The sequence below is a fragment of the Leptospira barantonii genome (genome assembly GCF_002811925.1).
Classification (GTDB): Bacteria; Spirochaetota; Leptospiria; order Leptospirales; family Leptospiraceae; genus Leptospira; species Leptospira barantonii.
Map to the genome: position 1 here is coordinate 256,419 of NZ_NPDS01000001.1, position 24,134 is coordinate 280,552.

General features: G+C 44.6%; 25 protein-coding genes. 13 read left to right on the top strand and 12 right to left on the bottom strand.

Annotation, left to right across the window (positions count from 1 at the left end; all coding sequences use genetic code 11):
* Nucleotides 1-28 precede the first annotated feature (28 nt).
* Complete coding sequence (locus CH367_RS01185) at nucleotides 29-2,077, bottom strand: DUF4178 domain-containing protein (RefSeq protein WP_100760690.1); 2,049 nt, start codon at nucleotides 2,075-2,077, stop codon at nucleotides 29-31.
* 76 nt (nucleotides 2,078-2,153) lie between these two features.
* Nucleotides 2,154-2,963 (bottom strand): adhesin OmpL37 family surface protein, encoded by an 810-nt coding sequence (locus CH367_RS01190; protein WP_100760691.1) that lies wholly within the window; start codon nucleotides 2,961-2,963, stop codon nucleotides 2,154-2,156.
* Nucleotides 2,964-3,291: 328 nt separating this feature from the next.
* On the opposite strand from CH367_RS01190, the gene CH367_RS01195 reads away from it, so the two are divergent.
* The 4 genes from CH367_RS01195 (at nucleotide 3,292) to CH367_RS01210 (ending at nucleotide 5,287) form a co-directional block, all read left to right on the top strand.
* On the top strand, nucleotides 3,292-3,705 hold the full coding sequence (locus CH367_RS01195; protein WP_165783190.1) for a hypothetical protein: 414 nt from the start codon (nucleotides 3,292-3,294) through the stop codon (nucleotides 3,703-3,705).
* Complete coding sequence (locus tag CH367_RS01200; RefSeq protein ID WP_100760692.1) at nucleotides 3,702-4,058, top strand: LIC10260 family lipoprotein; 357 nt, start codon at nucleotides 3,702-3,704, stop codon at nucleotides 4,056-4,058. The genes CH367_RS01195 and CH367_RS01200 overlap by 4 nt, the downstream gene beginning before the upstream one ends.
* A gap of 171 nt (nucleotides 4,059-4,229) precedes the next feature.
* Nucleotides 4,230-4,703 (top strand): hypothetical protein, encoded by a 474-nt coding sequence (locus CH367_RS01205; RefSeq protein WP_125226078.1) that lies wholly within the window; start codon nucleotides 4,230-4,232, stop codon nucleotides 4,701-4,703.
* 47 nt (nucleotides 4,704-4,750) lie between these two features.
* On the top strand, nucleotides 4,751-5,287 hold the full coding sequence (locus CH367_RS01210; protein WP_100760694.1) for a hypothetical protein: 537 nt from the start codon (nucleotides 4,751-4,753) through the stop codon (nucleotides 5,285-5,287).
* Nucleotides 5,288-5,294: 7 nt separating this feature from the next.
* On the opposite strand, the gene CH367_RS01215 is transcribed toward CH367_RS01210, so the two are convergent.
* The 5 genes from CH367_RS01215 to CH367_RS01235 form a co-directional block, all read right to left on the bottom strand.
* Complete coding sequence (locus CH367_RS01215) at nucleotides 5,295-5,675, bottom strand: PilZ domain-containing protein (RefSeq protein WP_010573543.1); 381 nt, start codon at nucleotides 5,673-5,675, stop codon at nucleotides 5,295-5,297.
* Between the two features lie 8 nt (nucleotides 5,676-5,683).
* Nucleotides 5,684-6,430 carry an NRDE family protein gene (locus tag CH367_RS01220; protein ID WP_100760695.1) on the bottom strand — a complete coding sequence of 249 codons (747 nt, stop codon included), beginning with the start codon at nucleotides 6,428-6,430 and terminating at the stop codon, nucleotides 5,684-5,686.
* A 6-nt stretch (nucleotides 6,431-6,436) separates the two neighbouring features.
* Nucleotides 6,437-8,215 carry a fibronectin-binding adhesin Lsa66 gene (lsa66, locus tag CH367_RS01225; protein ID WP_100760696.1) on the bottom strand — a complete coding sequence of 593 codons (1,779 nt, stop codon included), beginning with the start codon at nucleotides 8,213-8,215 and terminating at the stop codon, nucleotides 6,437-6,439.
* A 67-nt stretch (nucleotides 8,216-8,282) separates the two neighbouring features.
* Complete coding sequence (locus tag CH367_RS01230; protein WP_100760697.1) at nucleotides 8,283-8,831, bottom strand: NUDIX hydrolase; 549 nt, start codon at nucleotides 8,829-8,831, stop codon at nucleotides 8,283-8,285.
* On the bottom strand, nucleotides 8,828-10,717 hold the full coding sequence (locus CH367_RS01235; protein WP_100760698.1) for a carbon starvation CstA family protein: 1,890 nt from the start codon (nucleotides 10,715-10,717) through the stop codon (nucleotides 8,828-8,830). The genes CH367_RS01230 and CH367_RS01235 overlap by 4 nt, the downstream gene beginning before the upstream one ends.
* Before the next feature lie 146 nt (nucleotides 10,718-10,863).
* Here CH367_RS01235 and CH367_RS01240 point away from each other — a divergent pair, with 146 nt between their 5' ends.
* The 7 genes from CH367_RS01240 to rlmD are packed head-to-tail and all read left to right on the top strand — an operon-like array spanning nucleotide 10,864 to nucleotide 16,255.
* Entirely contained in the window at nucleotides 10,864-11,739 is an 876-nt protein-coding gene (locus CH367_RS01240) for a J domain-containing protein (RefSeq protein ID WP_100760699.1), read from the top strand.
* A 1-nt stretch (nucleotide 11,740) separates the two neighbouring features.
* Nucleotides 11,741-12,382: a CBS domain-containing protein gene (locus CH367_RS01245; RefSeq protein WP_100760700.1), complete on the top strand. Its 642-nt coding sequence runs from the start codon at nucleotides 11,741-11,743 to the stop codon at nucleotides 12,380-12,382.
* A gap of 40 nt (nucleotides 12,383-12,422) precedes the next feature.
* Nucleotides 12,423-13,055 carry a GNAT family N-acetyltransferase gene (locus tag CH367_RS01250; RefSeq protein ID WP_100760701.1) on the top strand — a complete coding sequence of 211 codons (633 nt, stop codon included), beginning with the start codon at nucleotides 12,423-12,425 and terminating at the stop codon, nucleotides 13,053-13,055.
* Between the two features lie 2 nt (nucleotides 13,056-13,057).
* Entirely contained in the window at nucleotides 13,058-13,540 is a 483-nt protein-coding gene (locus CH367_RS01255; protein WP_244284472.1) for an acyl-CoA thioesterase, read from the top strand.
* The gene (locus CH367_RS01260) at nucleotides 13,537-14,376 is read left to right on the top strand and encodes a helix-turn-helix domain-containing protein (protein WP_100760702.1); all 840 of its coding nucleotides are present in this window, start codon (nucleotides 13,537-13,539) and stop codon (nucleotides 14,374-14,376) included. The genes CH367_RS01255 and CH367_RS01260 overlap by 4 nt, the downstream gene beginning before the upstream one ends.
* A 46-nt stretch (nucleotides 14,377-14,422) precedes the next feature.
* The gene (locus tag CH367_RS01265; protein ID WP_100760703.1) at nucleotides 14,423-15,013 is read left to right on the top strand and encodes an ankyrin repeat domain-containing protein; all 591 of its coding nucleotides are present in this window, start codon (nucleotides 14,423-14,425) and stop codon (nucleotides 15,011-15,013) included.
* A 60-nt stretch (nucleotides 15,014-15,073) separates the two neighbouring features.
* Nucleotides 15,074-16,255 carry a 23S rRNA (uracil(1939)-C(5))-methyltransferase RlmD gene (rlmD, locus tag CH367_RS01270; RefSeq protein WP_100760704.1) on the top strand — a complete coding sequence of 394 codons (1,182 nt, stop codon included), beginning with the start codon at nucleotides 15,074-15,076 and terminating at the stop codon, nucleotides 16,253-16,255.
* Nucleotides 16,256-16,309: 54 nt separating this feature from the next.
* On the opposite strand, the gene CH367_RS01275 is transcribed toward rlmD, so the two are convergent.
* From CH367_RS01275 to CH367_RS01295, 5 genes are all read right to left on the bottom strand, one after another.
* Nucleotides 16,310-16,702 (bottom strand): TIGR04452 family lipoprotein, encoded by a 393-nt coding sequence (locus CH367_RS01275; RefSeq protein ID WP_100760705.1) that lies wholly within the window; start codon nucleotides 16,700-16,702, stop codon nucleotides 16,310-16,312.
* Between the two features lie 67 nt (nucleotides 16,703-16,769).
* The gene (locus CH367_RS01280; RefSeq protein WP_100760706.1) at nucleotides 16,770-19,085 is read right to left on the bottom strand and encodes an ATP-binding protein; all 2,316 of its coding nucleotides are present in this window, start codon (nucleotides 19,083-19,085) and stop codon (nucleotides 16,770-16,772) included.
* Nucleotide 19,086: 1 nt separating this feature from the next.
* The gene (locus CH367_RS01285; protein ID WP_100760707.1) at nucleotides 19,087-20,172 is read right to left on the bottom strand and encodes a metallophosphoesterase family protein; all 1,086 of its coding nucleotides are present in this window, start codon (nucleotides 20,170-20,172) and stop codon (nucleotides 19,087-19,089) included.
* A gap of 105 nt (nucleotides 20,173-20,277) precedes the next feature.
* Nucleotides 20,278-20,973, bottom strand: a complete 696-nt coding sequence (locus CH367_RS01290) for a hypothetical protein (protein WP_100760708.1) — start codon at nucleotides 20,971-20,973, stop codon at nucleotides 20,278-20,280.
* Nucleotides 20,974-21,057: 84 nt separating this feature from the next.
* On the bottom strand, nucleotides 21,058-22,446 hold the full coding sequence (locus tag CH367_RS01295) for an SBBP repeat beta-propeller lipoprotein, LipL53 family (RefSeq protein WP_165783191.1): 1,389 nt from the start codon (nucleotides 22,444-22,446) through the stop codon (nucleotides 21,058-21,060).
* A 264-nt stretch (nucleotides 22,447-22,710) separates the two neighbouring features.
* On the opposite strand from CH367_RS01295, the gene CH367_RS01300 reads away from it, so the two are divergent.
* The gene (locus CH367_RS01300) at nucleotides 22,711-23,724 is read left to right on the top strand and encodes a DUF2804 domain-containing protein (RefSeq protein WP_100760710.1); all 1,014 of its coding nucleotides are present in this window, start codon (nucleotides 22,711-22,713) and stop codon (nucleotides 23,722-23,724) included.
* On the top strand, nucleotides 23,718-24,095 hold the full coding sequence (locus tag CH367_RS01305; RefSeq protein ID WP_100760711.1) for a DUF952 domain-containing protein: 378 nt from the start codon (nucleotides 23,718-23,720) through the stop codon (nucleotides 24,093-24,095). Before CH367_RS01300 ends, CH367_RS01305 begins: the two co-directional genes overlap by 7 nt.
* The last annotated feature ends 39 nt before the right edge of the window (nucleotides 24,096-24,134 follow it).

Below are 24,134 nucleotides of genomic sequence, written 5' to 3' on the forward strand. Positions count from 1 at the left end.
GGTTCGATCCGCTTCCGATTCTTTTCATCTAATCGTCGCTATACGAAGAATCGTCGTCGTAATCCGAGTCGTCGCTGGAACTCGTAGGGGCGAAATCGCTGTTTTCGTTTCTCGAAGCCTCGAAGGAATAACTTCTAAAAAGGGAATAGGGAACCGGTAGCCAAATCGCGAGTAAAAAAAGAAAATAATAAACGGACTGATCCACGTCCCTCTTGATCGATAAGGAAACGTTTGCGCCACTTCCTAGAGGGAAGTCGGATTCGGATTCGAGTCTGAGATAATATTCTCCGGCGGGAACCTCTCCTATGATGACGTCCGCCGATTTATCGCCTTCGGACCAGCTTTCTCCGTCTTCGTAACCTTGGTAATAGCTGATTTCCAAACCGGTATCGTATGCGATGTCCGTCTTCGTGTTGATCAACGCCAACGAATAATAGATATAATGATTGGAAAGATCGGGGACGTTCATCTTGATCTGAACGTTTTGTCTTTCCCCACCTTCCAAACGAAACGTTTCCGTTACGAAAGAAGTGTCCGTAGTTCCGCCGGGTGCGGGATCTCTTATATAAGAGAATTCTTTTGCGAATACTTCCTTATCCTGCGCGGTCCAACAAAAACCGATCTGAACCAAAAGCATGATCGCCGATAACCAAGCCGCGATTCTTACGTTTCGTTTTCTGATCTTCGTAAACGGATTTGGTTGTGCCGTACCGATTCCGTCCGGGGTCGGAAGTTCGACGTCGCCTTGGATGGATTTTTTGAGTTCGTCGACGGGAACGTATTCTCCCACAGACCAAAAAAGTTCGTTCGGAGTTTTTTCGGAGGAAAGCATTTTGGGAGGAGCGATAAAATCCGCAAGTTCCGCCGTGTCGCCCGCGTGAATCTTATAATAGAATTCTCCATACGCGAAGTCCGTTCCTGCATTCGAAGAATTGAATAGTTTATATTCTTCTTTTTGAAAGCTTTTCTTCGGCGGATAAGAACCGATGACAGTTCTCGGAATAAAAGGAACGGGTTCGAAAACGGTCCAATGTCCGTTGGTTTCGTTCAACCAATAGTAACCGCCTGTGAAATGAAGAAGATATTCGGTCCAAGGAAAAATTTGTCCGTCCGCGTGAACGGATTTTTTAACCACGCCGAGAACCTCGCATTCTTTTCCTTTGAGAGTGAGTTTGGTTCCCGGTTGTAAATAAACTCCGTCTTTGATGACTTCTTGAAACTTGGAAAGAATGGTGAGTTCGTCCTTGCTCGTGTCCATCACGGTTCCGCAGTATTCACAGGCGATCGATTTCGAGAAGTCCGGACTTCTTTGACTCAAAGAAGCGCCGCATCCCAAACACTGGATCGCCTTCGCTTCTTGAATTTTTTGAAAACCCGTAAACGCTTTCGGATCTCTCAAATTGATGAAGTCGATCTGATCGAAGCTGTAAACCATTCCCTTAAAATACAAGGGAGGTGTATGAGAATAATCTAATGTAGCAAACCAGCCCTGATCGGTCGCCAAATCCAAAAGAACGGAAGTGGTTCCCGTTTGAAATCCTACGGGCAATTCTCCCTCGCCGCCGACGCAGGTTGCCAAGCCGATTTCGCGGATCATCCAGAGTTCGTTGTCGAGTTTGAGTGTGTCTCCCGCTCGGAGAAGTTGTTTGGAAGTTTTGGAAGAGATAAAGTAAACGTCCGGAGGAGATTCTAAATTTCGAACCGGATCGTGTTCCGGAAAAACTTCGTTTTGGGAAGTGGGACGAAGTTGTGTGATCATAAATTGTCCCTGAGCTTCCGCGAGCCAAATGGAATTTCCGTCTTGGGAAATCGCGTGCCATTCGTTCCAAGTTCCGAGGCTGTATTGCTGTTGAATTCTTCCCACGACTTGAAACTGAATTCCGTCCTTGGTTTTACCGGAGGTTCCGATTTGAATCGGAGAAAGATCGGGAACAAGCTCTCCGGCCTTGCCTAAACTTTCGAGGGATTGATTTTTTTGGAGGGTCAGAGTTTTACAATTCGGGCAGACTCCGTAAATGGAAGCCTTATTCTGAAACGGTACGGGCGCTCCGCAGTTGGGACAACTCAGTTCTAACACAAGGATCGGTTGTATCTAGGGAAGAATTCTTTGTCACCTGAATTTCGAAATCGATTTTCGAAAAAAGGATTTCGGTTCAACGTTTGGCTTGTCTTCTCGCACGGAGATAAGCCGCGTCGATGTCGCCGAGCGGTTTTTCCAATTCTTCCAAGGCCGGGTCTTGCCAATACGTGTCGTAGAGATTTTCTCCGGAATAGGTGTGGAAATGATTGTCGAAATGGATTCTCGCGAACTCGTCCTTACGGGAGAACATGGCCCGATTGATTTCGCTTAATATTCCGAAAAAATCCTCGCTTTCCGGATCGGGCGGAAAATCAGAAAGATATTCCATGGAAAGAAGAATGACGTATTTACGGGATTGTTTGAGCAACTTTAAGGATTCGTAAAGCAGTTCCAATTTGATCGGTTGAAGATACGGTCTTGAATTGTCCGCGATCAATTTTTTTTGTTCGGCGGAAGCCAATTCCCGATAACCCATCTCGAGATGTTTTTTCGGTCTTGCTTCGGTTCCCCGAATCGCTTTGTAGCCGAGAGAATTCAATTCTCCTCGAACGGTTTTTTTGCTCGCTTCGATCAGACTGGAATAAAGAACCACGAGCAGGTCCTGAGTGCGTTTGAGTTCGGAATAGGATTTTTCGAGATCGAACTGAAAGTAAAGCTGATTGGTTTCCACGTGATGTTGGATGATTCTTTTATAAAGGGCCTTGTCCGCTTCGGAGCCAATGTTCGAAATCGAACTGTTCAAGGCCTTGATGAGAAACTCGTTCGTTTTTAATCCTCTTTCGACTCGAACGAGGTGAGTAGCGCCGTTGCTCGCGTAATCCGCAAAGACGGAGAACGGAATCGTTAAGACAAAAAGGATCGCGGTTCCGAACACGGCTCTCATACTTTATTTTCGGGAAATCATAGTTCGGAATTCAATCGGATCGGAAATAATAGAAGGTTCCCTTTCTTTGAAATTATGTCCGCAAGTCATCTTACAAACTGAAGAGAGTCTATTGCGGCGGATTTACGAAAGACCGTTTTGGTTGTTCTTGGAATTATAATCGGAATTCTTTTTAATACGATTTTGAAGCCACCGTCGCCGAAAAAACAGAATTTTTATATATTCTAAAATTTGAATATATGAGTAAGAATGGTTCTTAAAAATCTAGAATGCGTTTGCAAAACCGAGCCTTCGTTTTTTGTTTTAAAAATACGAATTGTGAGGAACGATGAAACATACAAATCGCCGAACTTCTTTCGCGGGAGAATTTTTCGGATTCATTCTACTGTTAACGTGTTTTACGGCGTGTTCTACGACCGAAAACGTTTATCTCCTTTCTTATGGAAACCTAAAAGGAAAGAAAATTCCAGACGATATACGGACGTTACAAGGAGAAATTTCGGAAGGAGAAGATTGTGGAATTTCTTTCAGCCTTGCCAAAGCGTTTGAAAATTCCTTAGTTCAAAAACGAATCGAACGAAAATCCGTTTCGAAGGAGAATGCGGACGTCGGCGTGAAATACGATACGATCTTAAACGCAGAAGTGACTCATACGACCGGAATGTTTCCTCCTTTGAATTGTATCAAGATCAAGGGGTTTGCGTTGAACAGCGATCAAATCAAAACCGAGGAAACAAAATGAAATTAAAAATGAAAGTAAAGACGTGGATCCTTTTCTTTTTATCCGCGTGGATGTGGATCGGTTGTTCTTCTCCGCCGAAAAAAATTTCCTATCTATCTTTGGAAAAACCAAAGGATAAGATCGATGCGATGCTTTCCAAACCGACGGATTTTTGGAAAGTTAGGGTTGGGGTTTTGTATCTCAAACCGGTCGGCGTAAATTCTTACCTGAAACAAGCTGAGACGGAAAGCGGAAGTTCGATTTTACGAAACGTCGACGTGAAAATGAGAGCGCCGTTTTGTTTGATTCCTTTGTTTCCGATTCTTTGTTTTGGAGGAGAAGCGGTCGTTGTAGAAGGAGCCGAAGTTCCGTAAGCGTTTTGCTTTTGGTTTAGATGTGCCGGGACCAGAATTTGTATATTAACGTTCCATTGTGTTTCATTTTCCCGCAGAAAATCGGAAAAAACTTTTCTCGATTCTTAATTTCTATTTCGAATTTTTCAGTTTTCGTTTGCTTTCGAACTCCGGTCGGATATGATCCAAAAAATGAATATGATCCCTTCGCTTGTGATTTTCATCTCGGTTTGGTCTGTTCTATTTTGTGTACCAAAATCCGATTCAAGCGACGCCGATAGTCTGGCGATGTTTGCAAATACGATTCAGCGCCAAGCTTTTTGTGATTCTCCCGGAGCGATTCGAATCGGCGCAAATCCGGAATGTTTTCATCCGGTGGGAACTAAAATGATCCTGAATGGTAATAGTGGGGCTACCATTTCCAGTTCTACAATCACCGCAGGTACACCTTTGAAATGTGTTTCCGAAGACGGAGGCTCCGGGTCTTGGTATGATTACGATGCAAACAAGGTTGAGCTTAAACAATCCTTGTCCGCCGTGACTTCGGATTTCCTCAGTTATTTTCCGATCCGTTTGATAAACTACCCCGCCGGAAGATCTTTTGCGTGCGTCCCCGAATCGACAACTCTCTTTCGAGGCTTTCAAAAAATCGATTCGATTCCATGAATATGGTATATTCAAAAATTAAAATATGATTTCTTTCGGGAGGAGATATGGAATTTAGAAGCGGAATCGCCGGCGTTTTATTTTGTTTGTTGATGATAAATTGTGAAAATATTCCTCTTCAAAATCCGTATTCTCAACCTCCGAAGCCGGATTTTGATCTTAAAGACGGCTTAATGTTTCTTGTACTGAGTTCCGCTTCCAATTCTCGTACCACGACTCCGTTTCGTTGTACCGGCAATGGAGAGTTACAATCGTCTTTTGCAACTTGTTATGTTCCCGGGTCCGGAAATCAAATTTTTGATGTGAACGCCAACGCTTTGATCAATACGACTACCGTAAGCGTAGGGACCGATCTCCGCTGTAAATGCTCGGATCGCGATATCATCGATGGATTCTCTTGGTATATCTACAACGATAAAACGGCCGCGTCAGGAAGTATATTGGGAAGTGTCGCTAGTTCGTATTTGACGAAGACGTATCCGGAGACTTTGACGGGTTATCCAGCCGGAATTAAGTTTGTCTGTATGCCGAGTTTTTGTAGAAGTGCGAATGCTACTTATCAAATCATCGAATCAGTTCCGTAAGCGGACTTTAGCTCAGCTTCTTATCTTTTTCGAAAAACTTTTTATGAATGAGTTCTTGGATTTCGTTTTTGTGTTCGTCCGCGATGTTCACGAAGATGCTGTTCATTTTTTTTCCGGAAGAACGAATGATTTCCGCTTCAAGGGTCAGTTCCTTTCCGTTGATTCTCGCGTGAAGATGAATGCGGTCCCCTTCGAACATAGTCATTCTTGAATCCAATGCAACGCCGCCGGTTCCTATGTCGAGAATAGTGACGGGATGTCTTTCCTGCTTTCCTTTGATCGACATTTCCGCGTCCAAAGTCACTTTCACCCGAGCGTTTTTTCTTTTTTGAAGAGCGGGATCTCTATACTCGAATGAATCGTTGAATAAGGACTTCGTATCAGCCATAAGTTATACTATTCGAATACCGAAAATTCCGTCAAAGTCAAATTGAAAACCTTCGGATCCGGAGATTCACACGGTTGTCCTTCCTGGTATGTGAGAGTCAACTCATTCTCTTGGAGAACGATTTCGGTTTTAGAAACCGTATGTGCGTCCCTTCTGTGCATACAAGGCGAGAGTGCGCCTTTTTCGGGAAGATGAGAGGTGAGAAAATTTTTTGACAAAGCCAGAAATTCCTTCGAGTCGGGAAGAATTTTAGGAAGATATTCCGTTTGAAAGACCGCTTCTCTGGAAACCTGAGCCTTCGGACCTTGCGTAAAGGAACTTCCTAAAATTTGAAACGTGTCCGTGTAAGAGGTTGTGGAGAATTCCTTTCCGTCCCAGACGAAAATTTCGGTTTTATCCAAGGTGATTCGTACGAGTTTGAACGGATAAAAATTTTCCAAATCGGTCGCGTCAATTTCTTGAGGTTTGACTTCGTTTAACAAACAGGAACGTACAAGAAGTCCTCTGCTTGTTGGATTTCTTAAAAGTTTCAGGGTGGCTTCGTAGAAATTCAAAAGGCAAAAAATTTCACCGGAAGAGTTTGCGCCGATCCAGGTTCCGCCGTAATCGCCGTCTAACGGCGCTATGGCGAAGGTCGGTCCGTTTCCGATTTTCACCGGAGAAACCGCGGGTTTTCTTTTAACGGATTCGTCCCGATTGAATCCCAAACCGACGATCTTTTTGCTTGGATCTCTGTAGATGATTGCGGTGCACATAACGTATCAAGGGGAAAGATAAAAATCGATTCTTTGATTTTTATCCGCTTCGTATTTACCCGAACCCGGAATCAGAGGGAGCGTTTCACCGTATCCTCGGAAACGCATTCTTCCAAAAGGAACCGTCTTGGAAAAAAAATATTCGAACGCGGTTCTGGCCCTGTCTTCGGTTCCGACCTGATTGACTTCCTCGTCCCCTTGGTGGGACGAATGGGATTGAAGTTCGATCTTATATCCGGGGAATTCGTTTAACACGGAGCGGATCTTTCCGGGAAGACTCCACCATCTCGCTTCGACCTGCGATTCTGGAACGGAAATTCTCAAAGAGTTGTCCTCCTCCACGATTAGGATTCCGGTTTTGAATTCGGCTCCTTTTCCGTTAGACTCCCTTCCGAACGTGTCGGCGTACTTCCATTCGAAGTAAAATTCGCTTAAGGAACCCACTCGAACGCCGGATTCGTCCAAACCTTCCCAAAGAATTTCCGAACAAGGTTGGCCTTCGCCCGACCATGTTTTGATTTTTCGTTTGATCGAAGTGTAAGGAGGAATTTCGTATAACGTTACTTCCCAGGATTGAAGCGGAATTCCGCGATGATCCAGATAGATTTTTAAAAGATCGTTTTTGCCGTCGTTGTCCGGAGAAAATTCCTTCGTAGAAACGGACAAGTCGAGACCGAAGGATTCTTTCGTGATTTCGAACGAGGAAGGAACGGATTGATAACGTTCGTATCGACTATGTACTGTTAGGCGATAGAAGTAAATTCCTTCGGAAACGAGATCTCCGGTTTGATTTCTCAAATCCCATTTCCATTCCGCGTTCGGTTCTCCCGTATCCCGCAAACGATAGACGCTTTTTTCTTCCGCGCCTTTTTTCTGAAAGATTTCGATTTCGTAAGAATCGGTTTTGATCTTAGGGGAAATATACGGAGAAAACCGCGCAAAGTTTCGAAGACTTCCCGCGGAATAAGAATAAAGTTTAGAATCCGAAAAAAGATCCACTCCGACCGTTTCGTTGCGAACGGTAAGATCTTTGATGACGGAGATCGATTCGTTTTTTCCCTTGTCGAATCCGATCAAACGATATGTGTAAAGTCCATTAGACAATGGTTTATTAGAAAAATCTGTTCCATCCCAACTCAAAACGTAGGGAACGTCCTTGAGTTTCCAAGTATAGGACTTAACGATTCTCCCTTCTACGTCCACGAATTCTCCGGTAAATAGATCCGAAGATTCTCCAGAAACCTTTTGGGAAACGTTGATCCTCGAAGAGTTTCTATCTCCGTTTGAGAATAGAACTCTTGTCTTCGCGCCGATCTCGGAACTCGGAGGTCTTGAATCCAAGAAGACCGTTTTCTCCTCGGACAAAAGATTCTCCTTATTCTCGGTGACGAACCTAAGTCTATATTTGTATTCTCCGTCCGGAAGTAAGAATCCTTTGGAATCGTCTCCGGACCAGAGGATCGATTCGGGAATTACGATTTCCAACGGAGACAACTTCGTATCGTCCTGTAAAAACGGAACGAGAGAGAATCCCTTCTTTCTTCTATGATCCGCTCGGAAAGTTTTGACGACGTCGTCGTTCGAGTTTTTAATCACGAGTTCCCAATCCGCGAGACGGGGAAGCGCGGATTTCGAAACTTTAAATTCGAGTACGTCGTTTTTACCGTCCCAGTTGGGCGAGAACGTATCCGTGTTCGTTTTTAAAAAGGAATCCGCAAAGAGAGGAAGGGACAAAAAGATAAAAAGTAAAAAGGACGTACTTGTTAAACGAATTCCGCTCCGCATACAGTACATTCTTATTTGGTACGTTTTTTTTCCCATATCTTTTTAAAAACGGGGAACCTGCGACCGATCAGGATTCTTTCGGAGGATAGTTGCGATCTCTGATGTTTCCGAGATGCAAGGTGTTTTTAACGGGAGAATCCACGTATTTTTTCAACGCGAAGTAGACCGAGGTAAAGGCCAATTCTTCCCAAGGAATTTCGTTTACGGCAAAGAGTTTTACTTCTTCCGATTCGGAGCTTACGGAGAATTTTCCGTCCACGAGATCGGCCAAAAAGAACATATAAATCTGACTGATATGAGGGATGCTGTAGACGCTCTGAAGTCCGACGATCTTGATTTCCGCGTTCGCTTCTTCGAGGGTTTCGCGGGCCGCGCCTTCTTCCACGGTTTCCCTATTTTCCAAAAATCCGGCGGGTAAGGTCCAATATCCTTTTCTCGGTTCGATCGCACGTTTGCAAAGAAGAATCCGTTCTTCCCATACAGGAATACTTCCCACGACTACTTTCGGATTTTGATAGTGGATCGTTCCGCAGTTGTCGCAGATATGTCTGGAGCGATTGTCTCCTTCCGGTATCTTATATGTGACGGACGATCCGCATGAACTACAGAATTTCATACTTTTCTAATGCGATTCCAGGTTAAGGTCGCTTCCACCAAAAGCCAAACCGTAAGAACGATCAAGGTTCCGCCCACTCCCGCGAGAAGAAGATTCGGAGAAGGACCGTTTAAAAAATCGAGAAAGTTTCGAATCATCGCCCAAAGAGTCACGGATAAAACGAACAACATCGGGATAAAAGACACTTTGATTCTTTTCTTGGATTTTAAAAGAAAAATGGTCACCACCAAAAGAGCAAGACCCGCCAAAAGTTGGTTTGTAGTTCCGAAAAGTTTCCACAGAGCGAGTCCCGCCGGTTTTTTCTTTCCGTCCTGTTCGATTTCCATAAACGCGAAAAATCCGATCGCCGCACAGGCGATGAGACTGGAAACGTAACGATTGCCGACTAACGTTTGAACCCAAGATATGCGGGTCGATTCCGCGATCTCTTCGATATTGTATCTCAAAAGTCTGGTAGCCGAATCCAAAGAAGTTAACGCGAAACTGATCACGATCAATGCGATAAAACCTTGTCCGAAGGATTCCGGAATTCCAATCTCGGATAAGAATCTTCCAGTGCCATAGATATAAGCGCCGACCTGTGGGGCCAATCCTTGTATGCCCGACCAGGAGCGATAGAATCCGGTCCATTCTTCCGAAGAAGAAAATCCGATCGTACACGCGATGACCGCAGATAAACCTAACAACGATTCGCCGATCATTCCTCCGTAGCCGATCGGTCTTGCGTCCACTTCCTTATCCAATTGTTTCGCGGTAGTTCCCGAGCTGACTAACGCGTGGAATCCGGAAACCGCACCGCACGCGATCGTGATGAATACGAACGGAACAAGATCCAGTCCGATGGAATCGGTTCGGATCGCTTCCGCGTTGAAGGAAGGAAAACTTTGAAGAACCGCTCCCGCAAAAAATCCGACGTAGATCAGAATGATTCCCAGATATAAAAGAAAGGAATTGATATAATCCCGACTTTGTAACAACAACCAGATCGGGGTCACCGAAGCCAAGAACGCGTAAAAAAGAAGAATGTATTTCCAAGTTCCCGTGGAAGGAGAAGTTTCAATATGATTGAGTCCGGTCCAAGTAAGGACGTTTTCCTGCATTCCTAAAACCATAGAAGCCAGGGTCGCAAGAACGCTGAACACCGTAAGTGGAGTCAGATTCATTCCTTTTTTGTAATGTAGATAACCCATGATCACCGCGAGAATCATGATCGCCGCGGAAGGGATCACCGCTTCCGGGAAATGACTTCTCAATTTGATGGAAGGTTTTTCTTCGGTTCTGATTTCGCTCGGATGATCGTGAACGTCCTTATTCGACGTTTTCGAATTCGCTTCCGTAGGCGAGGTGATCTTCTTTTCTTCCACGGGCGCGTTTACTGCGGTTGTGCTCGGAGTTAAATACGCTTTCGGGTCCGCCGAAAACATTTCGGCGAGAACAAGAACGAAAACTCCCATTGCTAATGCGACAAGAAAGAATATAATCGCGTGAAACAAACTTCTCGCACGATGACCTAACAGATCCTCGGCGACTTGCCCGATACTTTTTCCTTGGTTGCGGACGGAAACTACGAGCGCTCCGAAGTCGTGCACACAACCCACGAAGATACTTCCGAATACGACCCAGAGCATCGCGGGAAGCCAACCCCAGATGACCGCGACCGCGGGTCCTAATACCGGAGCAAGCCCTGCAATGGACGCGTAATGATGACCGAATAATACGATTGGTTTTGTGGGAAGGTAATCCACTCCGTCGTTCAGCTTGTGGGCCGGAGTATCTTCCTGATTGTCCTTCAGTTCGAAGATGGATTTGGAGATATAACCCGAGTAGAATTTATAACCGAGAAAATAAACCAGAAAACAAGCAAGAACGGCGATTAAAGGAAGCATAATAAGGATGGATGGGCTTAGGAAACGATCCGAGCAAACCTTTTTTCTACGCTCGGGAAGATTTCCGTTTCCGAATCTGGAAGTCTAATTGGAAAAAGAATTGATGAACGGATTTGCGAGGGTTGAAAATCTGGAAGTAGAAGAGTATGCAAGCTCGAAGTTTTGATCAGATCAGGTCCTCATTGGAGGATATTATTTTCGAGATCCAATCCGTATGTACGAATTGCGAATGGTATATCCCCGTGGAAAAAATCATATCCGCGTTGAACATTCGTAAGGAAGATTACTATAGAATTTTTTACGATCTGAGAAACGACGTCCATTTTTCCTCGAGAGCCGCGGCCGGATTCAACGAAACACATGCGGATTCCCTCGTTCAACTTCTGTCCAAGATTTTGAAGATCGAGGGAATCGGGGACGAATTTGCAAAAAACGGAATATACTTCGACGATAACCATCTCGCGGAACTTCAGATCGGTTTGAAGGAAACGATCCAAACACGGTTGGAAAGACACGAACTCGACCGCGAACTTCTTCTGCTTTTATCATCCGCAACCTTGGACTTCGACGACGCGTTCGATTCTTACTTCGACGATAAATTCAACTTCGAAAGAATCGTAGAAAACGGAATCTCGGATTTTATCGAGTTGAAGTCGATTCAAAACGACTACGGCGCGGACGTATTTTTAAAAAATCATATATTCTCGATTTTGAATACGAAAGTCTTTCATCTCAGAGAAATCACGAGAGAATACAGGGATCGCGCCTACTACGAATTGTTCGGGACCTTCCGCAAAAGACCGAAAAAGAAAAAACCGGTTTCCGTGTTTCAGGAAATGGATCCGGAAACACAAAGACATTTGGACGTTCTCGGATTCGACGCACCTTGTACTTTGGAAGAATTGAAAAAACGATTCAAAGAGTTGATTAAAAAATATCATCCCGACGTCAACAAGGACGGACTCGAGATGACTCAAAGAATCATCGCATCCTATAACTTTTTGATCATGAGGATGAGCTAATTTGTTTTTCTGGGTTACGAGAGGAGTTTCGGAAACGTATATTCCTCCGCTTCAACCCGAAATCATACATCCGCTTCATTCGATCGCGCCTTCTTCATCCGTAAAAAAAATAGAATCGGAGCAGGACCTCGAAGTAAAAAACCGGGCTAAAAAACTCGGACAAGAAATCGATTCGGAATACAAAAACGTTTCTTCCTTAAATCGGATTCGATCCAATCAGGGAGAATCCATTTCTTCACTTACGGCCAAAGACTTGATGACTTCTTCCGTGGTTTGTTTTGAAGAGAACGATTCCATCGACAGAGCGGAAGAGATTTTCGTCCGTAAAAGATTCAGACATGTTCCGGTGCTCGATACAAACAACACGTTATGCGGCATTCTTTCCGATCGGGATTGGATGCGATGGAAACTCGATCATCTTTCCGAAAACGAACTCGGTAAAACGATCGGACAAATTATGAAGGAAAGGGTTCTTTCGGTCCAGATCCACGCGGGTATCGGAGAAATTTCAAAGGTTCTTTTCGAGGAAAGAATCGGATGTATTCCCGTCGTGAACGAAACGCTTCAAGTGATCGGAATCATAACCAGAAGCGACGTTTTGAGAGCGATCCTAAGAGTGAACGAAAGGGAATTTCTGGCTTGAGAAGAATCCCGATCGGATTCAACTGGAGCGAAAACTTCGAGTGAGGCAACCTTTGAAAACTTCGATTCAGATTCGTCCGGCGGAAAGTAAGGACGTAAACGCGATCGTTCCTTTGATCTATTCTTCCGGACCCGCGGCTTGGGACTTCGTGTTTACACAAAGCGGTAAAACCCCTTTCGATTTTTTAAGGACTTCGTTTATCAAAAGAGGAAACACGATCTCTTATACGAATCATTTCGTCGCCGAGTTGAACGGAGAAGTTGTCGGATCGATCATGAGTTATCGTCAACCTTCCTTTCTGTTGTTGAACGGAGGAACCGCGCTTCGAATCGTTTCCGTGTATGGATTCTCCGCGCCTAAAGTGATGGGAAGAGGATTGACCACCGAAGGAATGATCAAACCTCCAAGACCGGGAAGATTGTATCTCGGACATATCGCCGTTTCCGAAAAACACAGAGGCAAAGGAATCGGCAAAGAATTGATCCGCTTTATGGCGCAAAAATTTCCGGAACTCAAAATGCTCTCCTTGGATGTCTCGCAAAAAAACGAAGCCGCGATCGCACTCTACAAAGGACTCGGGTTTCAAACGATCGAATCCAGAAAATTCAACGGACCACAAGGAAAAATTCCGGATCACTATTATATGGAAATGGAATCTTCTTCTTTAAGTTGACTATGTTGGAAAAAACTCCCACACAAAGCGCGGCTGAAACAAGGCATATCGTAATGCCGGATCACGCCAATCATTACGGAACCTTATTCGGCGGAACGTTGATGAGTTGGATCGATATGATCGCCGTGATGGTCGCGCAAAGACATTGTGGAAAGGAAGCGGTGACCGCGAGCGTGGATCGATTGAATTTTATCGCGCCGATCTCTGTAGGAGATCATGTCTTATTAAAAGCGAGCGTAAATTATACCGGAAAAACTTCTTTGGAGATCGGTGTTCAAGTTTCCAAAGAGAATCCGTATGAAGGCACGACGATGAGAGCCACGACCGCCTATTTGACGTTTGTCGCATTGAACGAAAATAAAATTCCTTCTCCGGTTCCGCAGATCAAACCGGAAACGGAAGCCGAGATACGCCGTTATAAAAACGCGCTTCTTCGTCAGGAATCCAATCGCGAACTCTTACGCAAGATCCGGGAATCGAAATGAAACCCAGTTTTGCTAAACCGAACTCGGCTCTTACGAGTTTGATTTCCTGTTATTGGGGTTGGGAAGTTTCCTCAAAACAAACGAAGGAATTCGGAACATTGCCGAACGTGTTTCCGTCCGTGGAAAACGAAATTCATATTTCCTATGGAGATCCGATTCGAATCGGATTGTTAAACGAACAAGGGGAGGAATGGATTTCCACACAAGGCCATATCGTCGGAAATCATCTTCGTCCGTTTCGAATCCAAGCGACCGGCAACGTTGGCTTTTTTAACGTTCGTCTTTTGCCGGGAGCCTTTTACGAATTGTTCGGAATTTCCGCGGACGAGGCGGATTCTCCCGTAACCGATTTGGAACTGATCGGAAAACGCCGTGAATATTACGATTTTATAAATAGAATCCGGGACGCCGGAAGTTTTACGGAACGTGCGGCCGTGGCGGATCGGTACTTTAGTAAATTATTGAATTCTAAAATGAAAGATTCTCCTCTTGTAAACGAGGCGCTCGTCAGAATTACGCGTTCCAAGGGAAGAATTCGGATCTCCGAACTTTCCAAGAACTTAGGCGTGGTTAAAAAAACTCTGGAGCGAAAATTTTTGGAGCGAATCGGCAGAAATCCGAAAGAATTCTCCCGTTTGGTTCGATTTCAAAACGCCGCTTGGATGCGTTTGGAAAAACGAAATCTTTCCGAACTTTCCTTGGACGCCGGATTTTACGATCAACCTCATTTGACCCGGGAGTTTACTTCTCTTTCCGGATATTCTCCTCTGGCCTGGTACGGAAAAAGAGATTCCATTTTGTCCCTTTTTTACAATACAAGACCCCATTCTTTCTAGTACAATCTAATCGGAACCGCAACTTGCAAGTCGGAGGAAGGGGAGAATGGTCGAAGAAAAAAAAATAAACTCGGTGAATCACGAACAAGAAAGTAATTCCGCTTCGTTCTGGAAACGTTTTCTTTTTTTCGGAGCGATTCAAAACGGAAATGTTAAGCGAATTGAATCATTTTTGCAGAACGGATTCGATCCGAATTACAACCGCTATCACGGAGTAACTTCGTTATCTCTCGCGGTGAAATACGAACGTTTGGAAGTAGTTCACGTTCTTTTGCAATATCACGCGAATCCGAATCTTGTCGACGAAACGACCGGCTTAACTCCTTTGATTCATTGTATTTTGGATGATTCTTCCTTTGAACTGATGACCGCTTTGATCGAAGGAAACGCGGATCTCAATCAAAAGGATTCCATAGGAATGAGCCCTTTGCATCACTGCGTCAACGAAGGAAAGTTGGAACCGTTCCGTTTTCTTTTGGAACACGGGGCCGATCCGAACGTTCAGGATTTCGACGGAGTCACTTGTACGAATCTCGCCAAGTCTTCTCACGGAATGTCCGAGTTCGCGGAACTTCTTTTAAAACACGGAGCCGATCCGATGATCAAGGACAAACACGGAAAAATCTATCTCATGTGATCGGATTCCAAGACCGAATTCAATTGACAGTTCGCGGAGGAACGAAAGCCTGAAAGGAGAATGAAACCTCCCGCGAGTCAATCCTGTCAACACTACCCGGAATGCGCCGGTTGTGATCGATTGCATATCGGTTACGAAAAACAACTTCAACACAAACAGGAAGAGATCGAAAAACAATTCGGAGGTTTTAAAGGATTGGAGATTCGTCCGATCGTAAAAAGTCCGAAGGATCAGATGTATCGTCATAAGGTTCAACTTCCATTCGGACATCGTAAGATCGGAAAAAAATCGGTTCTTACCTTGGGGCTTCACAACAAGGAAAACACGTTTATCATCGATCAGAAAGAATGTAGAATTCAAGACCAGGACTTGACGACCGTAGCCTCTGCGATACGACATTGGGCGCGGACCGAAAACATAACCCCTTATTACGAAAAAAACGGAAGCGGTCTTTTAAGACATATCGTTCTCAGAAAGGCGCAGGCTACTCAGGAAATTCTCGTGGGAATCGTAACGAACGCGAGCGAAATTCCCGGACGAAAAAATCTGACGAACAGCTTACATTCATATATTAAACAATTCTTAACTAAAGAAAAGTCAAAAGCGGAAGTAGTCGGAATCATACAAAACGTAAATCAAAGAAACACAAAGGTCGTTCTGGGCGAAAAAGAAACGACTTGGTATGGAAGACATTTTATAAAAGAGAAGATCGGAGATTTGGATTTTCAAATCGGACTTTCCACATTCTTTCAGGTGAACCCGTTTCAGATCGAAAATCTTTACGATCTCGTCGTGGAGGATCTCCCACAAAATTCGACGGTGATCGACGCGTATTGCGGGATCGGAACGATTTCGTTGTATGTCGCGCGCAAATCCAAGAAGGTCATCGGGTTGGAGGAGAATCCGAATTCGATCCGATCCGCGATCGGGGCCGCAAAGGCGAACGGAATCGAAAATGCGACCTTCGTAAAGGGAAAGGTTCTTCATTCTTTGCAAAACGCATTGAACGAAACGCCGGATGTGGTCGTTTTAGATCCGCCTCGGGAAGGTCTGGACCCGGAGACGAAAAAGATATTATTGAATTCTAAAGTGAATCGGATTCTTTACGTGTCTTGTAATCCCGAAACTCTGAGAAGGGACGCGATCGAACTTTCAAAAATCTTTAAGTATGAAAAGTTGACTCCGGTGGATTTGTTTCCGCATACGAGTCACTTGGAGAGCGTTTCCGTTTTTACGAGATAAGAGGGCGGGAATGCGCGAAACAACCTGTCGTCGTTCCGCGCGGTCGATTCGAGATTAGATTTCCGGGAACGGAGAATCCAAGAATACCTTATCGGCCTTCAACGAACATTTGGATTGAAGTACGATCGTAAGAGCGGAACCGATCAGATAACCGCTTAAACCTTTGATTTCGGCGACACAATCGTCCACTTCCGATTTAACGTAGCTTCCGTCGGACTTGATTCCCGCCAACTGATCCGCTAAAAGACTCAGGATGGAAACGCTGGAACGTCCGCTTAAAATGGTGGAGTTGATAAGATCGGTAACGATCGCCGCGTCGCGGACATTGTTCGCGGCTTCCGAACCTTTGATTCTTCCCGGAGCGACTCCGAGCGTATCGAAAATTAAACAATTGTAAACTTGCAGTAACAGAAAAACGAGAAGGATTTTATGAATATGCTTTTTCAAAACGAACCTCTATATTTAATTTTACAAAACCTTAAAAAGGGAATCGATCGAGTCAATTCGAAAATTCTCACAGTGCGATCTTCTTCGCGTTCTTAAAATACTTGCGAATGATCTCCGCGAGTTCCTCTTGTTTCGTAAAAAAACAGATTTGATATCGTGTTTCTTCCTGAAATCGTTTTAAATATTCGAGTGCGGATTCGATTCTTCCCTGATCGAGATGAACGAACGGTTCGTCGAGCAATAGGATTCCGTTTTCGGGAACGGTTTTGCGCGCTAAGAACAATTTAAAAATCAGATAGAACGTCGCGAGGGTTCCGCCGGAAAGATGATCGATCGATCGGAAGGTTCCCGCTTGGTCTTTCATTTTGATCGATTCTTTTTTGTCGATTCCCTCGAACGAAACTTCCCGTTTCGGAAGCATAAGATTGATTTCCTTTCCGATTTCCGAAGCGACGAATGCGAACTGCATCGATTGATCCTTGGAGATTTCTTCGATCAATTCCTGCGCGATCTTTGCGGATTTTCTTCTAGATTCCGCTTTAGAAAATTCTAATTCTTTTTCGGAAAGAACCTGGATCGTATGAATGAGATCCTTTTCCTTTTCGGGAAGAGAATCCTGAATCCGGGCGTCCTCCACTCGGATCGCAGTATTCAAGTTTTTTAATTCTTCGTTTAAGGATTGAAGTCGTTTTTCAAGTTCCTTTTTTTTGCCGTCTCGAAATTGTCTTTCGGGATCGTTCGGAAGCACGGTCGGAACGTCTTCCATCGTGGAGATCGCGGTTTTAAAACGAACTTCCAATTCTTCCAAACTTTTTGCGGAATGATCGGTGAGAATTTTCGTAAGCCCGTCTTTCAAACTTTTATTCTGAGTTTGAAACTCCGCTACGTATTTATGATAGTCCTGAATCGTAACGGCTCTGCGATCGTTCAGCCAAGAATTTCGTTTGGATTGAAGTCCTGTGATCTTTTCGTTTTCGAGTTTGAGATTGTTTCGAATCGGGTCGAGTTCTCCATTGAGGTTTCGAATTTCCTTTTCCAGATTTTCGATCTGATGAATTTTGACTTCGTAGTTGTTGATCTTTTGGCCGAAAAATTGACGTAGGTTTTCCGTTTTCTCCATAAGAGGAATTAAATATTCAGGAAATGTTAAGTTCCATTGCCCTGAAATTTTGGAAACGAAATCCTTTTCCTTTTCGGAACTGTAACGCAGACTGACCGATTCCTTTTTTTGAAGTAAAAGAAGAATTCCGAAAACGATCAACGCGGCTCCGATCAAGGTTCCGCTTAACAAAACTAAAACCGACGTTTTTGAAAACAAAAAGGTTCCGAACGTTCCGAGCAGAATCAAAAGTCCGATTCCGATCAGAAGAAAACCCAAAAGTTTTTTGGAAGAATCCGATTGTGCGGTTCTGACCTCCTCGTTGAATCCTTCTTCTCGAATGGTTTTGTCGATCTTCTCGCTCCATTCTTCCGCTTTTTGTTTCATCTTCTGAAGAATCGAAAGTTGATTCTGATGTCCTTCCGTTTCCTTCTTTTTGGATTCGATCGCGGTTTGTTTGTCTTTTAACAATGTCTCGGAGGAGGAAATCGAGTTTTGCGATCTATCGATTTCCTTTTGAAAACTTTCAAACGCGGAAGATTCGTCCTTGGAATAGAGAAAGTTTTTTTTGATCGATTCTTCCAAAGACTTTATTCTTTGGATTTCGGAAAGGGATTCGAGAAGTTTAATCTTCTTTTGGATTTTTACGTCCAGAGCGGAATCCTTTTCGATCCGTGCGAGTTCGTCTTTGATCTTGAGTTCCTCGTTTTGATCCTTGAGATGTTTTTCCTCTTTTTCTACGTTGTTTTTGTTTCTGGAGTGAAGACTTTCGATTTCGCCAATCAGAGTCACTCGTTTGGTTTTATATTCCGAAATATCTTTTTTCAGAGTTTCAAACGCGGTCGCGTCCTTACTTCCCGTTTTGGGAGAATGGATTTTCTTAAACGAACCCGAAACGCCTTCGAGATTCACTCCGTTGTTTAAAAGTTTACTTCGAAGAAAATCGGGTTTGATAAACTTGTCGTTGTTAAACGCGAACTCGAGTTCTCCTTCTCGAAGAGAAATACAATGAACGTACTGAGGGGCCGCGTCCTTGGAAAGATCGGGAACCTCTCCCACAACTCGATACCCTTCCGGACTTTTTTCTCCGTAACGAGCGAGAATGCTTTTTTTCGGTTCCTGACTTGCGGTGAGAAAGCGACTTCCGATCGCGAGACGAAGAGCGTCGAAGATCGTGGTTTTTCCGGATTCGTTTTTCCCCTGAAAAACGGTTATGGAATCCGAAAGATCGAATTCTTTGTTTTCGAATTTGCCGAACTTGCCCAATAGAATTTTGGAGATCATCTTAATTCTTCCCCGCGTTTTCTTCGATTTGTTCCAAACCCAAAACCAGAATTTCGTTCCAGTCGGGGACGTCCGGAGAATTCCAATGTTCCTTTTTGAACATTAGCTTTTCGTAAAATATCTTCGCGACCGGATTGTCGATCAATGCGGAAGAAGTTTTGAGATCGTTCGTTTTTGTTTCTATTTTTCTGCAAACGAGCGTCTTTGAAAATCGTTCCAAAATTTCGACGACCGTATGCTCGTCTTCTACGATTCCTCCGACTTTGATTCGAACCGAATCCTTTTCGGAAACGAGGGCTTGGATTTTGGAAAGATCGGGAACCTCGCCCGTTAGAGTTGCGGAAAGGGAGAATTCTTTGTATTCCCCCGCGGAAGAAAGAATTCTTTTTGCGACGACGGGCGCTCCATTTTTACCGAGGCTTACGATGTTCACGGTTCGAGGACCGAATTCTCCGGAGGAAACCACACGCGGCGAACCCGGATACGCTTTTAAAAGCGAAGCGGATCTTTCGGAACGTTCGGAATGAATATGACCTAACGCGAGATAGTCGAACCTCGCTTCGAGAAACGGTTTCGAATCCAAAATCGAATCGGCCTCTTCGGGAGAAGGTCCGAGATATTCCACGAGTTTGGTTTCGGTTCCGTGAAGAAGCGCGATCCTGTATTGGACCTTCTTTTCGTTGAATTGAATATTAGAATAATCTAAATTCCTGTTAAACGGAAATCCGAAAAATTCCGCGTCGACCCCGCCGATTTCCTCGGTCCAGAGTTTGTAGGATTCTCCCTTTTGCGGATACGACATCGGGGAAAGATCCGCCGAAATGGGATACGTTCCTTCGGGAAGTCCGAGCTCTTCGTGGTTTCCGGGTATATAAAGAATTTTGCCCGGAAATTTCTTGAGAATCGTTTTGACGTCCTCTTTGAGAGCGGCTATGTCGCTGTTGCGATCGAAAAGATCTCCGCAAAACAGAATGTGTGTACATTCTTCCTCGCTTGCGGCGGAGACGATTTCCTGAAGGACGGAAAGGGAATATTCCTTTTCCTTTTGGCTGAGATGAAGGTCTGCTGTGTGTAAAAATCGGATCATGATCTGCTTCCTGCCGTCAAAGTTTATCCATGTCCCCGGACAAAATTCTCCGGTATGTTCTCAACTTCGAAAAAAAATTCGGAACGATTCGTATTAAAACGAAGTTTAATTCTGATCCAGAAATCCGATCAGATGTTGTTCCACGTAATGAATGACTTTTTGAATCCGATCGGACGCGTTCCATTTTTCGGAAATCATACGAGGCGCACCCCATAAAAAGATGGCTTCGATAAATACCTTTCGAGGATCGGGGAAGAAGGATTCGATCTTCACTTCGATTCCGTGATCTTCCGGGTCTTGGGGATTGAGAGGAGGAAGAACAAATCGAAGTCCTCCGCCTAAGATCGGTCTTCCGAGTTGTTGCAGACTGTCCCGGCTTTGTTTCAGTCGTTTTTCCCAAATCTCGCCAAACGCGTGTTCGGTGGAAGAATCGGTCAAGAGCCGAACGGTGAGATCGCTTTTCACAACATTCTTCCCTTGAATCTGCCAGACCTTGTCGAACGCTTCGAGAACCCGTTCAAAATCCTCTTCGATGGATTCCAAGGTTCCGTCCGGATTTTCGGAAATGATTAAGAGTTGTGTAATATTCTGTCCGGCGTTGATGACCTGAATCGTCAGAACCGATTGTGAAAGTTGTCTTGTAAGTACGTTTTGATTGGGTCCGTAACTGGTTCCCGTGATTTCGATTCCCAGTTCTTCCAGCTTGGATTGGAATTGAAGAATCTCCGATTTCGATCGAACCACGATCGGTAAGAATAAATCGCTGAGTCCGACGTGGATGATGTTTCGGTTTCGGTTCATGATGGTCTTGAGTCCTTTGTCTCAAACCGATCTTTTTTGAACAGAAAAGAAATCCGAAGAAAAACGCGAATGCGAACGTTCGGATTATCGATATTGAACGAGAAACGAATCCTGAAGTCCCGTAAGTGGGACGCCGTTGAAATCCGCGTTCGTAGTTCCGGTTCCGTACATCGTTCCTTCCCGATCGATTGCAAGTCCGGTTCCTTGAATCGCTTTACCGGAGGCTCCGGTCTGTCGAAGCCATTGTCTTTCCCCTTGTCTATTGTATTTGAGGAAGAATACGTCCGCAGTTCCGACCGAAGCGGAATTGTTGGTCGTCAGGTTTGTGTTCGTAGTTCCGGTTACGAAAATGTTTCCCGCAATATCCGTAACCATGTTAGAGGGAGAAGTTTGTCCGGACGGGTATCCGTCTCCGTCTTGTCGAACCCAAAGCCTGGTTCCGTTGGAATTGTATTTTAAGATCGTACTCGGATAAGCGGTTCCGCTCGAGCCTGAGCCGAAGGATGCGTTACTTGCCGCGGTTACATAGATGTCTCCGAAAGGATCCAATAGGATCTGACCGGATAAAATTTCTCTCCCTACTTCCGCTTCGTAGAGTAAGAAGTGCCTGGTTCCATCCGGATCGTATCGCATGACAAACGTATCGTTTCCACCGACGCCGGGAGTCGTATCGTTTCGAAAATCGGCTCCTCCCCAACCGGAGACTAAAACCGTTCCTGAAACCTGATCCCAGACGCAACCTCCCGAAACGATATTGGCGCCCGAAATCGAATACTGTTTCACCCAACTTTGGTTTCCATTGACGTCAAAACGAAGAACGAACCCGTTGCCTCCGGTGGCAACCGGTCCTCCGAAAGGCCCGTTCGAATCTCCCACAATGTAAGAATTTCCAATCTCGTCCAAGCAGATCGCAGACGGATTTACGAAATAACCACCACCCGTCGGTCCGGCTTGTTTGGCCCAAGCTACGGTTCCGTCCAGAGCGAACTTTACGACGAACATATCCTGTCCGCTGGACATAGGACCGGTAAAAGCCGCGCTCGTATAACCGAGAACGTACGTGTTCCCGATCGTATCCGACGCCGCTTTGATTACGGTAAGAGACGCGCCTGATGCGCCCACTTGTTTAGCCCAGACTTGATTTTTTTGAGGATCGTATTTCGCAATGAACAAATCTTGAGTTCCGAACATCGTTCCGTTGAACAACGCGGTGTTCGTATCGCCAAAAACCACCGGATTTAAAAACGGATCCAGAACCACACCCTTTGCGTTTACGTTGGCGCTGGACTTTCCGACTAACAAGGTCCATTCTAAACTTCCGCTGTTTTCCCGAAAGATGGGCGGATGAATTCTCGAAAGAAATTGAGCGATCCAATACTCGTCCGTTCCGGGATTGGCCGGGTTCATGTGATTTGCCGGATTACACGCGGATAAAAAGATCAAAAGAATAGAGATCGCAAGAAAAGATTTCATTTTATACCCGACAAAAAATTCGAATTTGACCGCTTTTGAAAACCCGAACATCACCCGTTAGTTTATAAACGATATCCGTTACTCGTAGCATAAGTTCCGTTATTTGGAAAGAAATTAACACGTCATAGGGGAATCTATCCTATGTATTCTTTGCTTGAAAATCGAAATCCAAGACAACTCGTTACTTCTATTTCGTAAAGAAGTCGACTTCTCAAGGTGGGCCGTGGTATCCGTACTGAACCCCTAAAAAGAGTTTTTCCTCAGATGAACCTAGAGACTGAAATCAGACAAGAAACGAATCTTTGCGATAAATCCGGAAACCTAAATTTGAACGCGGTCGGCTGGGCGAAAAAGCCGTTACACAGATGTAATCTGAGCGGACATTATTTAAGAAAGAAAAAATGGAACTACTGGTGTATCTATGACGAGAATTTTCTGGTCTCGTTTACGATCTCGGATGTCGATTATGCCGGAGTTATCTTTGTATATTGGCTCAATCGAAAAACCGGTGACTTCGAGGAAGGAACCATTCTTACTCCGTTCGGTTCCGGTGTAAGCCTCGGACAATTGGTGGGAAGCAACGCGACGTACATAGGAAACAACGCTCGTCTTCAATTCTTCAGAGAGGAAGAAGGTTATCGTCTTTCCGTAAATTTTTCACCGAAGAATAAGATCCCCGTTCAAGCGGAGATCTTTGTTCCCGTTCCCGAGAATTGGGAAACGTTAAACGTCGTTGTTCCTTGGTCCAAAAGAAGATTTCAATTTACCGAAAAGTTGTTCGGAGTAGGCGCGGAAGGAACGGTTCGTTACGGCGCGATGGAATATAAGTTCAGTCCCGATTCTTCCTTTGCTTGTTTAGATTATGGAAGAGGGGTTTGGCCTTATTCCACGAAATGGAATTGGGCTTCGATGGTGGCGCATAACGCGAACGATAGAATCGCGATGAACTTGGGCGCGGGTTGGACCGACGATACGGGCACGACCGAAAACGCGATCTTGATCAACGGAAGAATTTATAAAATTCCATCGGATGCGGTTTTCGAAATCGATCGAGAAAACTGGATGAAACCTTGGCGTCTTTATACGAAAGATTCTCAAGCAATCGATCTTCAGTTTATTCCGGACTTTCACAGAAAGGCCGCGACGAATACGGGGATTCTCGCTTCTTCGGTTCACCAGATGATCGGAAAGTTCGAAGGTGTGATTCGCCTGGGTAAAAACGAATATAAAATCTCCAACGGTCAGGGTTGGGCGGAAGATCATATCGCGAGATGGTGAATTCTTCCGAAAATTTTATCTACAACATCGCGTCCAAAAAAGACTACGAAGAGGCGCTGAAGAACGGATTCTATATTACGGATTCATTAAGTTCCGAAGGATTTATTCACAGTTCCAAAAAGAATCAAGTCGAAGATACGGCGAATCGGATTTTTCCGGGAAGAAAGGATTTGGTTCTTTTGTTCGTGAATACGGATCGATTGAAATCTCCGTTGAAGTTCGAGGCTTCGGGTTCCTCCAAGTTTTCCAAAGAGGATGGGAAGAATATTTTTCCTCATATTTACGGACCCTTGAACGTGGACGCGATCGAAAAGGTTTTGGAAATTTCTCCGAACGAAAACGGGAAATTTCGATTTTCATTTTTGGATTGAATCGGGCGAAGATCCAAGATCCCATTTTTAAGGAGCGTG